The sequence below is a fragment of the Streptomyces sp. NPDC002788 genome, from assembly GCF_053592115.1.
The window spans coordinates 50,119-61,786 of the sequence record NZ_JBSFVB010000015.1 but is presented as its reverse complement, the minus strand read 5'-3'; the positions used below and the strand labels follow the sequence as shown (position 1 = coordinate 61,786).

Annotated in this window: 12 protein-coding genes and 2 pseudogenes; 8 read left to right on the top strand and 6 right to left on the bottom strand. The window is 72.6% G+C overall.

Translation table 11 applies throughout. The annotated features are described in order from the left end of the window. Positions 1–56: 56 nt before the first annotated feature. On the top strand, positions 57–1,004 hold the full coding sequence (gene galU / locus ACWD1U_RS26385) for a UTP--glucose-1-phosphate uridylyltransferase GalU (RefSeq protein WP_451111093.1): 948 nt from the start codon (positions 57–59) through the stop codon (positions 1,002–1,004). 51 nt (positions 1,005–1,055) lie between these two features. Here the strand turns inward: galU and ACWD1U_RS26380 are convergent, their stop codons facing one another. After that, complete coding sequence (locus tag ACWD1U_RS26380) at positions 1,056–1,508, bottom strand: DUF4442 domain-containing protein (RefSeq protein ID WP_451111091.1); 453 nt, start codon at positions 1,506–1,508, stop codon at positions 1,056–1,058. 163 nt (positions 1,509–1,671) lie between these two features. Here ACWD1U_RS26380 and ACWD1U_RS26375 point away from each other — a divergent pair. Then, positions 1,672–2,115: pseudogene (locus tag ACWD1U_RS26375) on the top strand (hypothetical protein); the annotation flags it as partial. A 206-nt stretch (positions 2,116–2,321) separates the two neighbouring features. Here ACWD1U_RS26375 and ACWD1U_RS26370 read toward each other — a convergent pair. Next, complete coding sequence (locus ACWD1U_RS26370) at positions 2,322–3,167, bottom strand: spermidine synthase (protein WP_451111089.1); 846 nt, start codon at positions 3,165–3,167, stop codon at positions 2,322–2,324. Positions 3,168–3,278: 111 nt separating this feature from the next. After that, on the bottom strand, positions 3,279–4,448 hold the full coding sequence (gene tuf / locus ACWD1U_RS26365) for an elongation factor Tu (protein WP_451111088.1): 1,170 nt from the start codon (positions 4,446–4,448) through the stop codon (positions 3,279–3,281). A gap of 333 nt (positions 4,449–4,781) precedes the next feature. Between tuf and ACWD1U_RS26360 the strand changes: the two genes are divergently transcribed. Further along, positions 4,782–5,573, top strand: a complete 792-nt coding sequence (locus ACWD1U_RS26360; RefSeq protein WP_451111086.1) for a TVP38/TMEM64 family protein — start codon at positions 4,782–4,784, stop codon at positions 5,571–5,573. Between the two features lie 22 nt (positions 5,574–5,595). Here the strand turns inward: ACWD1U_RS26360 and ACWD1U_RS26355 are convergent, their stop codons facing one another. After that, positions 5,596–6,765, bottom strand: coding sequence for a thiolase family protein (locus ACWD1U_RS26355; protein ID WP_451111084.1), 1,170 nt, complete (start codon positions 6,763–6,765; stop codon positions 5,596–5,598). A gap of 93 nt (positions 6,766–6,858) precedes the next feature. Here ACWD1U_RS26355 and ACWD1U_RS26350 point away from each other — a divergent pair, with 93 nt between their 5' ends. The 3 genes from ACWD1U_RS26350 to ACWD1U_RS26340 all read left to right on the top strand — a co-directional run bounded on the left by ACWD1U_RS26350 (position 6,859) and on the right by ACWD1U_RS26340 (position 8,651). Continuing rightward, complete coding sequence (locus ACWD1U_RS26350) at positions 6,859–7,329, top strand: winged helix-turn-helix transcriptional regulator (protein ID WP_451111083.1); 471 nt, start codon at positions 6,859–6,861, stop codon at positions 7,327–7,329. Between the two features lie 158 nt (positions 7,330–7,487). After that, positions 7,488–8,363: an undecaprenyl-diphosphate phosphatase gene (locus tag ACWD1U_RS26345; RefSeq protein ID WP_451111081.1), complete on the top strand. Its 876-nt coding sequence runs from the start codon at positions 7,488–7,490 to the stop codon at positions 8,361–8,363. 108 nt (positions 8,364–8,471) lie between these two features. After that, a complete protein-coding gene (locus ACWD1U_RS26340; protein ID WP_451111079.1) occupies positions 8,472–8,651 on the top strand; it encodes a hypothetical protein in 180 nt (59 codons plus the stop codon). Between the two features lie 40 nt (positions 8,652–8,691). Here ACWD1U_RS26340 and ACWD1U_RS26335 read toward each other — a convergent pair whose 3' ends face one another. Further along, the gene (locus ACWD1U_RS26335; protein ID WP_451111077.1) at positions 8,692–8,907 is read right to left on the bottom strand and encodes a DUF4291 family protein; all 216 of its coding nucleotides are present in this window, start codon (positions 8,905–8,907) and stop codon (positions 8,692–8,694) included. Between the two features lie 74 nt (positions 8,908–8,981). Between ACWD1U_RS26335 and ACWD1U_RS26330 the strand changes: the two are divergent. Together ACWD1U_RS26330 and lnt are read left to right on the top strand one after the other, a co-directional pair. Next, a pseudogene (locus ACWD1U_RS26330) lies at positions 8,982–9,175 on the top strand (nuclear transport factor 2 family protein); the annotation flags it as partial. 67 nt (positions 9,176–9,242) lie between these two features. Next, complete coding sequence (gene lnt / locus ACWD1U_RS26325) at positions 9,243–10,829, top strand: apolipoprotein N-acyltransferase (protein WP_451111076.1); 1,587 nt, start codon at positions 9,243–9,245, stop codon at positions 10,827–10,829. On the opposite strand, the gene ACWD1U_RS26320 is transcribed toward lnt, so the two are convergent. Continuing rightward, complete coding sequence (locus tag ACWD1U_RS26320) at positions 10,753–11,658, bottom strand: Gfo/Idh/MocA family protein (protein ID WP_451111074.1); 906 nt, start codon at positions 11,656–11,658, stop codon at positions 10,753–10,755. The genes lnt and ACWD1U_RS26320 overlap by 77 nt on opposite strands. Between the last annotated feature and the right edge of the window lie 10 nt (positions 11,659–11,668).

Genomic DNA, 11,668 nt, shown 5'->3' with positions numbered 1-11,668 from the left:
CCTGCTCCCATACGGCTCTCGGCGCGCTCTCAGCTCCGCCCGCCAGCATGGCCCGCATGATCGCCCCCCACCCTTCCGCCCCGGCCGCCCCCGCCCGCACCGTCCGCAAGGCGGTCGTCCCGGCCGCCGGCCTCGGCACCCGCTTCCTGCCCGCCACGAAGGCCACACCCAAGGAGATGCTGCCGGTCGTCGACAAGCCGGCCATCCAGTACGTCGTCGAGGAGGCGGCAGCGGCGGGACTGGACGACGTCCTGATGGTCACCGGCCGGCACAAGCGAGCCATCGAGGACCACTTCGACCACGCCTTCGAGCTGGAGCAGGCTCTGGCGGCCAAGGGCGACGCCGTGCGGCTGGACGCGGTGCGCGATCCGGCGCGGTTGGCGAGCATCCACCACATCCGCCAGGGCGACCCCCTCGGCCTCGGCCACGCCGTACTGTGCGCCCGCCGGCACGTCGGCGACCAGCCCTTCGCGGTCCTCCTCGGCGACGACCTGATCGACCCGCGCGAGAGCCTGCTCAGCCGGATGCTCGAGGTCCGCGACGGCCGGCTCGGCAGCGTCGTCGCCCTGATGGAAGTCCCGCCGGAGCAGATACACCTCTACGGCTGCGCGGCCGTGGCGAAGACCGGCGAGGAGGACGTCGTCCGCGTCACCGGCCTGGTCGAGAAGCCGAACCGGCGGGAGGCGCCCAGCCGCTACGCCGTCATCGGCCGCTACGTCCTCGACCCGGCCGTCTTCGACGTCCTGGAGCGCACTCCGCCGGGCCGGGGCGGCGAGATCCAGCTGACCGACGCCCTCCAGGAACTGGCCGCGGACGGCACGGTGCACGGGGTCGTCTTCAGGGGCCTGCGCTACGACACCGGCGACAGGGCCGACTACCTGCGCACGGTGGTCCGCCTGGCCTGCGACCGACCCGACCTGGGGCCGGAGTTCGTGGCGTGGCTCAAGGACTTCGTCGCGGAGCTGGACGGCGCGCGCCCCATGCCGCGGGACATCGCGGCCTGATCCGCGACGGCCCCGGCCCGCGGCCGGGGCTCCGCACGCACGACCGCCTGATCAGCCGTTGGGACGCAGGGTCCACACCACAATCATCTCGCCCGTCACGGCGCCGTCGGCCCGCTGGATGGCGATGGTCACCGGGAACTCGGGCCGCTCCCCGGCGTCCAGCTCGGCGACGACCTCGGCGGCAGGGCGGCCCAGGGTGGCCGTGGCGGTGACGGCGCCCATCGCCAGCTTCTTGTAGGCGATCTCGGCGCTGACGGCGAGCGGGACGGCGCGCGAGAGCTGGTCCCCGAACGCGGCCAGCACGATCGCCCCGCTCGCGGACTCGCCGAGCGTGAACATCGCACCGGCGTGCGGGCCGCCCACGTGGTTGTGGTATTCGCTCTGGTCCGGCAGGGAGACCACCGCGCGCTCCGGCGAGGTCTCGAGGAACTCGAGGTTCAGGGTCCGGGCCATGGGCACCGTGGCGGCGAGCATCTCGCCGATGGACATCTGGTCTGCGCTCATGGCCGAATGTTACTCACGAGTAGAGACGGCTGGCCAGGCCGGTGTGACGACCGCCGCATCGACCGGCTCCGCCTCCGCGGCACCGCCCCGGCTCCGGGTTGCCACCGCTCCGTCCACGGCGGCGACCGAATCGTGTCCGGGGCGCGGGCCAGGGTGGCTGCCCATGTGGCCAGGACAGCGGCCGCCCGGCGCCGAGCAGAACCCGCAAGCGAACAACCCGTACAGCAGCCGGGGTACCAGCAGCCGAATCCGCACCGGCGTCCGGGCTGCCGGCAGTAGCCCAACCCCTACGGCCGGCAGCCGCACGGGGCACCCCCGCGCCGGCCGGTGCACCGCAGCGTCCGCAGGGCGGTGGCGGCGGGAATCGGACCGAAGGCGAGGGCGACCAGGCCGGCCACGTTCAGGTCGGGGCGAAGCCGGTCGCGATCATCGCGGCCACCGCGGTGGTCGTGCCGCCGGTGTCACCGGCTTCCCGGTGCTGGGCGGCGACAAGGACGACACGGCGGACGGGAAGGACGGCGAGAAGTCGTCTCCGACCGCCTCCGAGAAGTCCTCGACGGAGCCGAGCGCCTCGGCCGCCGCGGACGACCCGCGGGGCGGTGAGGGGGACAGGCGACCAGACCTGGGCAGCCACGGCGCCCTCGTCGCGGCGGTGTTCGCCGTCCTCGGGACGGGCGGTGACGGCGGTGACGTCACCCTGGTGGCGGCGGCGCGGACGCTCCCGCTGATGCTGTTCCTCTGCGCGTAGCGGACGTACGCGACCTGCGCCGCAGGACGACGCCGGTGGCCCGGGGCGGGATGACCGGGACCGAGTCAGCCGATTCCGAACGCACCGTCGGGGGGCTCGGGTGACGGCACGGCGTCCTCGTCCCGCACGGGCCGGGCACTTTGGACGAACTCCCGCAGTCCGGGGCCGTGTTCGACCCGGGCGGGAAAGGCGTCGGCGGCCGTGAGCCGCGTCAGGGCGGCGATGTCGACGGGCTCGTGCCCGGCGACGAGCACCGCGTTCCCGAACCGCCGCCCCCGCAGCACCCCCGGCTCGGCGATCAGCACGAGTTCCTCGAAGGCGGTGGCCAGGGTGGCGAGTTGCGACCGCAGGAAGTCGAACGGGGCGGCATCGGGGAGATTGGCGAGGTAGACCCCGCTCCCCCGCAGCACCCGCGCGGCCTGCCGCACATAGGCGACGGACGTGAGATGCGCCGGGACCCGGGAGCCGCCGAACACGTCGGCGACGATCACATCGGCCGAGTCCCCGGCGGCGTTCTCCAGCCACTTCCGCGCGTCCGCCGCGTGCAGCGCGACCCGGGCCCCCTCCGGCAACGGCAGATGCTCGGCGACCAGGTCCAGCAGCCCGCGATCGGCCTCGACGACCTCCTGCCGCGACCCGGGCCGCGTCACGGCCACATACCGGGGCAGCGTGAGCGCCCCACCCCCGAGGTGCACCACGTCCAGCACGGCCCCCGGTACCGCCACGACATCCAGCACATGACCCAGCCGCCGCGCGTACTCGAACTCCAGATGCGTGGGCTCGTCCAGGTCGACGTACGACTGCGGCGCCCCGTCGACGGTCAGCAACCAGGCCCGTTCCCGGTCGACGTCGGGCATCAGCTTGGCGGTGCCGTGATCGACGTCGCGGATCACGGGAATGGGCTCGTTCACCATCTCATTGTGCCTGCGGTGCGGCGCCCCCGAGGGGCGCGGGGCCGTGCTGACATGCCGCACCGCCACCAGCCCGACCAGCCACGACCGGCCCCGCAGTCCCCCCAAACCTCAACCGACCACGGTCACGGTCCCCGCCCCCACGGTCCGCCCACCCTCACGGATGGCGAACCCGAGCCCCGCCTCCAACGGCACGTCCCGTCCCAGCTCCACGGTCATCACCACCGTCTCCCCGGGCCGGGCCACGGCCGCCTCACCGAGGTCGACGTCCCCCACCACATCCGCCGTACGGATGTAGAACTGCGGCCGGTACCCGCTGGAGACAGCCGTCGTACGCCCGCCTTCACGCGCGGACAGCACGTACACCTGTGCCGTGAAGCGACGGCTCGGCACCACGCTTCCCGGCGCGGCGACGACGTGCCCCCGCCGGACGGCGCCCCGGGGCACCCCCCGAAGCAGCACCGCCACGTTGTCCCCGGCCTGCGCCTCCTCCATCGGCTTGCCGAAGGTCTCCAGCCCGGTCACCACGGTCTCCAGGTCCGCCCCGAGCACCTCGACCCGGTCCCCCGCCTGCACCGTGCCCCGCTCCACCGCCCCGGTGACCACGGTCCCCCGCCCGGTGATGGTCAGCACGTTCTCGACGGACAGCAGGAACGGCGCGTCCAGATACCGCTCCGGCATCGGCACGTACGTGTCCACCGCGTCGAGCAGCGCCTCGATCGACGCCGTCCACCGCGGGTCCCCCTCCAGCGCCTTCAGCCCGGAGACCCGTACGACGGGTACGGAGTCACCGCCGTAGCCGTGCGCGGTGAGCAGGTCGCGTACCTCCAGCTCGACCAGGTCGGAGAGCTCCTCGTCCCCCGCGTCGGCCTTGTTGAGGGCGACCACGATGTGGTCGACGCCCACCTGCCGGGCGAGCAGGACGTGTTCGGCGGTCTGCGGCATGATCCCGTCGAGCGCGGAGACGACGAGGATCGCCCCGTCGAGCTGCGCGGCGCCGGTGACCATGTTCTTGACGTAGTCGGCGTGGCCCGGCATGTCGACGTGCGCGTAGTGCCGGGTGTCGGTCTCGTACTCGACGTGCGCGATGTTGATGGTGATGCCGCGCGCCGCCTCTTCGGGCGCCCGGTCGATCCGGTCGAACGGCACGAACGCGCCGGTGCCCCGGTCGGCGAGGACCTTGGTGATGGCGGCGGTCAGGGTGGTCTTGCCGTGGTCGACATGACCCATCGTGCCGATGTTGAGATGCGGTTTCGTGCGGACGTAGGCCGTCTTGGACATGGCTGTACCTCGAAGCGTCTAGTCATGGAGTGGGACCCCGAGGACCTGCCCGACCCTCCCCTTGCGGGGCCGCCGGACGAACCGGAGAGGGTCAGCTTCGGGCACCGTCTGCAACGGCCGTGAGAACGGCGACGGCAGCCTTCGGGGCATCCGTGACCACGGATGCTGCGAGGGCGAAGGCGTGCCGGAACATGAGGTCGATCATTGCCGACGCTTTACCGCACGTCGAATGGTTTTCATCCGCCCTGCGTACAGGTGTGCGCACGGCGGCCTGTGACGGTCGTGAGACGAACCATACGGCGATCAGACACATTTGTCGGTTAGTGTCACCGGATGCTCGATGCCACCACCCGCTCTGGGGGCACCGCCACGGCCTCTCCCCGGGCCACCGCCGCGGAGCTCGCCGTCGCCGTTCCCCCGGCAACGACCGCCTCGCCCGCCGTATCCACCGGTTTCGCCGCCCGCTGCACGAGAGTTCTGCTCACCCCGTGGGCACGGCTGTCCCTGCTCGCCGCCCTGCTCGCCGCCGGCGCCTGCACCGTGCTGCTCTTCGAGCCGCAGCGGCTGCTGACGCAGGGCTGGCCACCGCAGCTCGGCGGAGCCATGGCGGCGTTGGTGTTCGCTGTCGCGTACGGCGTGTGCACCGTGGCGTTCGTGCCGAGGCCGCTGCTGAACCTCGCGGCGGGCGCGCTGTTCGGGTCGCAGCTGGGCCTCGGTGTCTCCCTGTCGGGCACGGTGCTGGGCGCCGGGATCGCCTTCTGCCTGGGCCGGGCGCTGGGCCAGGACGCCCTGCGGCCGCTGCTGCGGGGGCGCTGGCTGAAGGCCGCGGACGGCCAGCTCAGCCGGCACGGCTTCCGTTCGATGCTGGCGGTGCGGCTGTTCCCCGGTGTGCCGTTCTGGGCCGCGAACTACTGCGCCTCCGTCTCCCGTATGGGCCTGCTGCCGTTCCTGCTGGCCACGGGCCTCGGCTCGATCCCGAACACCGCCGCCTACGCCGTCGCCGGCGCCCGTGCCTCCACCCCGACCTCCCCCGCCTTCCTGATCGCCCTGGCGTGCATCGCCCTGCCCGCGCTGGCGGGTGTGGTCGTGGCCTGGCGCAAGCGGCACCGCCTGCGCCAGCTCTGACGGGCCGTCACGCCGTCCCGGCTCACACCCTTTCGAGCACCATGGCGTTGGCGAGTCCGCCCGCCTCGCACATGGTCTGCAGCGCGTACCGGGCATCTCGTTCCCGCATCGCGTGCACCAGTGTCGTCGTCAGCCGGGTGCCGCTCGCGCCGAGCGGATGGCCGAGTGCGATGGCGCCGCCGTGCACATTGACCCGGGCGAGGTCGACGCCGGTCTCCTGCCGCCAGGCCAGTACGACGCTGGAGAACGCCTCGTTGACCTCGAACAGGTCGATGTCGTCGAGGGTGAGCGACGCCCTGCGCAGCACCTTCTCGGTCGCCGGGATCACGCCCGTGAGCATCAGCAGCGGATCGGAGCCGGTGACGGCGAAGCTGTGCAGGCGGGCGAGCGGGCGCAGCCCGAGCCGGGCCGCCGTCTCACCGGAGGTGATGAGCACCGCGGAGGCCCCGTCGTTGACCGGACTGGCGTTGCCCGCCGTGACGTTCCACTCGATCTGTGGGAAGCGGTCGGCGAATCCGGGGTCGTGATAGGCGGGCTTGAGCCCGGCGAGGACCTCGGTGGTGCTGCCCGGCCGGACGCACTCGTCGCGTGTGACGCCGTCCAGGGGAGCGACCTCGGCGTCGAAGAGCCCGCTCTCCCAGGCCGCGGCGGCCTTCCGGTGCGAGGAGACCGCGAAGGCGTCCATCTGCTCGCGGGTGATCGACCACTTCGCGGCGATCAGCTCGGCGCTGATGCCCTGCGGGACGAGCCCCTCGGGATAGCGCTCGGCGACTCCGGGGCCGAAGGGGTCCGTTCCGGCGGGAACGTTCGACCACATCGGCACCCGGCTCATCGACTCGACCCCGCAGGCCACCACCAGGTCGTAGGCGCCCGAGAGGACACCCTGCGCCGCGAAGTGCACGGCCTGCTGGGAGGACCCGCACTGGCGGTCCACGGTCGTGGCGGGCACCGACTCCGGGAAGCCGGCCGACAGGACGGCGTACCGGGTGGTGTTCATGGCCTGCTCGCCGACCTGGTCGACGGTGCCGCCGATGACGTCGTCGATCAGTGCCGGGTCGACGCCGGAGCGCTCGACGAGGGTGCGCAGGGTGTGGGCGAGGAGCTCCACGGGGTGGACGTGCGCGAGGGCGCCGTTCGGCTTGCCCTTGCCGATCGGTGTGCGTACGGCTTCGACGATGACTGCGTCACGCATGTGCGGGCCTCCACGACCACCAGTGAGTAGGAAATCCGAACTCACGGTAGCTCTATGGGTTGGAAAATCCAACCCTCTCTTAGACTGGGCCGCATGGCCGCCACCAAGAACCCGCGCCCCTGCTCCATCGCCGACACCCTGGCGCTCGCCGGCGAGAAGTACTCCCTGCTCGTCCTGCGGGAGGTGTGCCTCGGCAACGGGCGGTTCGACCAACTGGCGCGCAACATCGGCGCCCCGCGCGACATCCTCGCCACCCGGCTCCGCCGGCTCGTCGATGCCGGAATCCTGACCAGGCAGCTCTACAGCGAGCGCCCGCAGCGCTTCGAGTACCGACCCACACCGGCGGGGAGGGAACTGGAGCCGGTGCTGTGGACCCTCATGGCCTGGGGCGACCGCCATCTCCGGGGGGACGGCGAGCGCCCGATGGTCCTGGAGCACTCCTGCGGCCGGCCCCTCGTCCCGGCCGTCACCTGCCGGGCCTGCGGTGACGAGGTGCGCCACCAGGACCTCACGGCCCGCCCGCAGGCGCCCGGCTGGACGGTGACCGGGCCCACCGCGGCCTGATCGCCCCTGCCCGCGGCCGGCTTCCAACCCCTGTGTCCGAGCGGCGCTCCGGGGGCGCTACGCTTCCCCCTCGGCACACATGATCCCCCCGTTCACCGCAACGGCGGCGCGGCGTGCCCGTCGTCCGTTCCAGATCGGCACTTGGACTCCGCTACCTCATGTCTTGGTTCGAATCACTCATCCTCGGACTCGTCCAGGGGCTGACCGAGTTCCTCCCCGTCTCCTCCAGCGCGCATCTGCGGCTGACGGCGGCCTTCTCCGGCTGGAAGGACCCGGGCGCGGCCTTCACGGCGATCACCCAGATCGGCACGGAGGCCGCCGTGCTGATCTACTTCCGCAAGGACATCGGGCGGATCATCTCGGCGTGGACGCGTTCGCTCACGAACAAGGCGCTGCGCAGTGACCCCGACGCGCGCATGGGCTGGCTCGTCATCGTGGGCTCGATCCCGATCGGCGTGCTCGGCGTGACGCTGAAGGACCAGATCGAGGGGCCCTTCCGCGACCTGCGGATCACCGCGACGATGCTGATCGGCATGGGCATCGTCCTCGGCGTCGCCGACCGGCTCGCCGCGCGCGACGAGAGCGGCGGCCGGCACCGCGCGCCCAAGCAGCGCAAGGCCCTGGAGGACCTGGGCGTCCGGGACGGCCTGATCTACGGCGCCTGTCAGGCCATGGCGCTCGTCCCGGGCGTCTCCCGCTCCGGCGCCACCATCAGCGGCGGCCTGTTCATGGGCTACAAGCGCGAGGCCGCGGCCCGCTACTCCTTCCTGCTCGCCATCCCGGCGGTGCTGGCCTCCGGCCTGTTCGAGCTCAAGGACGCGACGGAGGGCGGCCACGTCTCCTGGGGCCCGACGATCTTCGCCACGGTCATCGCCTTCGGGGTGGGGTACGCGGTGATCGCATGGTTCATGAAATTCATCTCGACCAAGAGCTTCATGCCGTTCGTCTACTACCGCATCGTGCTCGGCATCGTCATCATCGTGCTGGTCAGCATGGGTGTGCTGAGCCCGCACGCGGCCGAGTCGGCGGGCTGAGCCGGGCCGCCGCGCGGAGCCTGTGACCCGGGTCTCGTGACCAACCGCATAGTGATCGGGTAGCCGTCCGGTAGCGGCCTGTCAGTGGCTGCCCCTAGGCTTGTCCGCATGTCCCCCGATTTCGTGACCCCTGGTTCCGTGCGGTCCGCTGCCGAGGTCAACGAGGAGATCCGTGCGCTGTGGCTGCGCACGGGCGGCACCCTGTCGGCCGAAGAGCGCGCGGAGTACGAGTTGCTGGTCGTCGAATGGGCCGTCGCGGTACGCGCCGACGTCGTCAAGGCAGCCTGAGTCAGGCGCGCAGACGCGCCGGCACCTCGTCGTCGACCTGTCAGGGCCGCTCCTCGGGCGACAGCCCGGCGGCCGACTCCGGTTGCCCGGCCCGCACCGGCCCGTGGATCTCCGTGGCGAGCGGCGTGACGTTCTCGATCCCCACGATCCACTCGTCCGCGTCGCGGGCCGCCGCCTCTCCCACGAGCCCCAGCTGAAGTGACCGGTCGGTGCGGCAGCGCGTCGAGACACAGATCCCGCTCCGGGCCCACTGCACCCGCGCCGCCCGCGCGCCTCGACTGCCGCTTCCCCTCCGCCCGGTCGCCGTGCACGGCCCTGGGAGCAGGACACGGCGACACCGCCCGGGTCCAGGCCGGCTACGTCAATCCGATGGCCGTCGAGGGGCCCGCTCCCGACTTCGTGTGCGGCGGCCGGTACGCCTTCGCGCCGCTGCGGACGGACGACGGCCGGCGGCTGAGCGAGGTGGCCGTACAGGAGAGTGGCGGCGCCTTCCCGAGCGGCGGACGGCGCCCGTGGCCGACTGACTCGCGTTCTGTGTCCTAGATCGTCCGCAGGGGGCACACTGGAGGCACCACGGGGTAGGAGGCGCCTATGAAGACGCTCGGCCACTGGCGCCACTGGCTCGCCTCCCCCTGGCGGCGTTCAGCCGCCGCCGCGGTGGCGGGCGCCCTCCCGGTCCTCGCCTTCCCCGCCCCGTCCCTGTGGTGGTGCGCCTACGTCGCGCTGGTTCCCTGGCTTCTGCTGCTGCGCACCGCGCCGACCGGGAAACGGGCGGGGTACGACGGCTGGTGCGGCGGCTTCGGCTTCATGCTGGCCATGCACCACTGGCTGCTGCCGAGCCTGCACGTGTTCACGTTCGTCATCGCCGCCCTGCTCGGCGCCCTGTGGGTCCCGTGGGGCTGGCTGGTGCGCCGTCTCCTGGGCGGGACTCCCCCGCTCGGTCAGGTCGCCTGGGCGCTCCTGGTGCTGCCCTCGGGCTGGCTGGCCGCCGAGCTGGTCCGCTCCTGGCAGGGGCTCGGCGGCCCCTGGGGCATGATCGGCAGCAGTCAGTGGCAGGTCGAACCCGCGCTGCGGCTCGCCTCGGTCGGCGGGGTGTGGCTGCTGAGCTTCCTGATCGTGGTCATCAACGTGGCCGTCGCCGTCCTCGTCGCGGTCCGTCGGGCCCGCGTGCCGGCCGTGGCCGGTCTCGTCGCCACGGCCGCAGCCACCTCGGCCGCCTGGGCTTTCGCGCCCCGCCCCGCCGTCGACGGCGAGGTCAGGATCGCCGTGGTCCAGCCGGGCGTCATCGGCGGGCCGGACAGCGCCGAGCGCCGGTTCGACCGGGAGGAGCAGCTCACCCGCCGGCTCGCCGGCCAGGACGCCGACCTGATCGTCTGGGGCGAGAGCAGCGTCGGTTTCGACCTCGACGACCGGCCCGATCTCGCCCGGCGGCTCGCGGACCTGTCCCGGGCCACGGGCGCCGAGGTCCTGGTCAACGTGGACGCCCGTCGTTCCGACAAGCCCGGCATCTACAAGAGCTCGGTCCTGATCGGGCCGGACGGTCTCACCGGCCAGCGCTACGACAAGATGCGGCTCGTCCCCTTCGGCGAGTACATCCCGGCCCGCTCCCTGCTGGGCTGGGCCACCTCCGTCGGCAAGGCCGCGGGCGAGGACCGCAGGCGCGGCACGCAGCCGGTCGTGATGAACGTCGGGAGCGGCGGCCTGCGCATCGGGCCGATGGTGTGCTTCGAGACCGCGTTCCCCGACATGACCCGCCACCTCACCGAGGAGGGCGTCGACGTGCTGGTCGGCCAGTCGTCGACCTCCACGTTCCAGCACAGCTGGGCCCCCGGGCAGCACGCCTCCCTCGCCGCCCTGCGCGCCGCCGAGACCGGCCGCCCGATGGTGCACGCGACCCTGACGGGCGTCTCGGCCGTCTACGGCCCGGACGGGCTGCCGCTCGGATCACGGCTCGGGACGGACGCCTCCGCCACGCGGATCTACGAGATCCCCCTCGCCCACGGCACCACGCCCTACGTACGCCTCGGCGACCGGACCGTGCACGCGGCCATGCTGGTCCTCGCCGTCTGGGCCGTCGGCGAGGGCGGACGGAGCCTGCGGCTCAGGCGGTCCGATCCTGAATCGCCCGTACCACCCGCTCGCACAGTTCATGGGTCTCCAGCGCGTCCCGGGCGCTGAGGACCTTGCCCGCCCGGACCGCGTCCAGGAACGCCAGCACCGCCTGCTCGATCCCGCGCTGCCGGGCGACCGGCACCCAGTCCCCGCGCCGCCGCACGGTCGGCTGCCCCTTGTGGTCGACGACCTCGGCGAGGTTGATCACCTGCCGCTTGGTGTCCTGCCCGGACACCTCCAGGATCTCCTCCGCTGAGCCGCTGAGCCGGTTCATCACGCCGAGCGCGGTGAAGCCGTCCCCGGCGAGCTGGAGCACCAGGTGGTGCAGCAGTCCGTCCCGGACGCGGGCGCGCACGGTCACGTCGTCGATCGCGCCGGGCACCAGGAACCGCAGGGTGTCGACGACGTGGATGAAGTCGTCGAGGACCATCGTGCGCGGCTCCTCCGGCAGCCCGATGCGGTTCTTCTGCATCAGGATCAGCTCGCGCGGATGGTCGGCGCACTGCGTGTAGCCGGGGGCGTGGCGGCGGTTGAAGCCGACGGCGAGGCTGACGTCCCGCTCCTCGGCGAGCGCCACCAGCCGCGCGGAGTCGTCGAGTTCGTAGGCGAGCGGCTTGTCGACGTAGGTCGGTACGCCCGCCTCCAGCAGCGCGGTCACGATCTCGGGGTGGACGAGGGTGGGCGCGTGCACGAAGGCGGCGTCGAGGCCGGCCGCGAGGAGGGAGTCGAGGGTCGTGTGCCGCCGCTCCCGCGGGATGTGGAGGCCGTCGGCGACCCGGTCGAGCGTGGCGGGCGTACGGGTCTGGAGGTGCAGTTCCACCCCGGGCCGGAAGGCGAGGACCGGAAGGTAGGCCTTCTGCGCGATGTCACCGAGTCCGATGCAGCCGACCTTCACGGGGTGCTCC

What these genes read in the sequence shown, in the direction of transcription:
- galU (WP_451111093.1), top strand. Translation starts at nt 57, where the DNA reads ATGATCGCCCCCCACCCTTCCGCCCCGGCCGCCCCCGCCCGCACCGTC.
- ACWD1U_RS26380 (WP_451111091.1), bottom strand. Translation starts at nt 1,508, where the DNA reads ATGAGCGCAGACCAGATGTCCATCGGCGAGATGCTCGCCGCCACGGTG.
- tuf (WP_451111088.1), bottom strand. Translation starts at nt 4,448, where the DNA reads ATGTCCAAGACGGCCTACGTCCGCACGAAACCGCATCTCAACATCGGC.
- ACWD1U_RS26360 (WP_451111086.1), top strand. Translation starts at nt 4,782, where the DNA reads ATGCTCGATGCCACCACCCGCTCTGGGGGCACCGCCACGGCCTCTCCC.
- ACWD1U_RS26355 (WP_451111084.1), bottom strand. Translation starts at nt 6,765, where the DNA reads ATGCGTGACGCAGTCATCGTCGAAGCCGTACGCACACCGATCGGCAAG.
- ACWD1U_RS26350 (WP_451111083.1), top strand. Translation starts at nt 6,859, where the DNA reads ATGGCCGCCACCAAGAACCCGCGCCCCTGCTCCATCGCCGACACCCTG.
- ACWD1U_RS26345 (WP_451111081.1), top strand. Translation starts at nt 7,488, where the DNA reads ATGTCTTGGTTCGAATCACTCATCCTCGGACTCGTCCAGGGGCTGACC.
- ACWD1U_RS26340 (WP_451111079.1), top strand. Translation starts at nt 8,472, where the DNA reads ATGTCCCCCGATTTCGTGACCCCTGGTTCCGTGCGGTCCGCTGCCGAG.
- lnt (WP_451111076.1), top strand. Translation starts at nt 9,243, where the DNA reads ATGAAGACGCTCGGCCACTGGCGCCACTGGCTCGCCTCCCCCTGGCGG.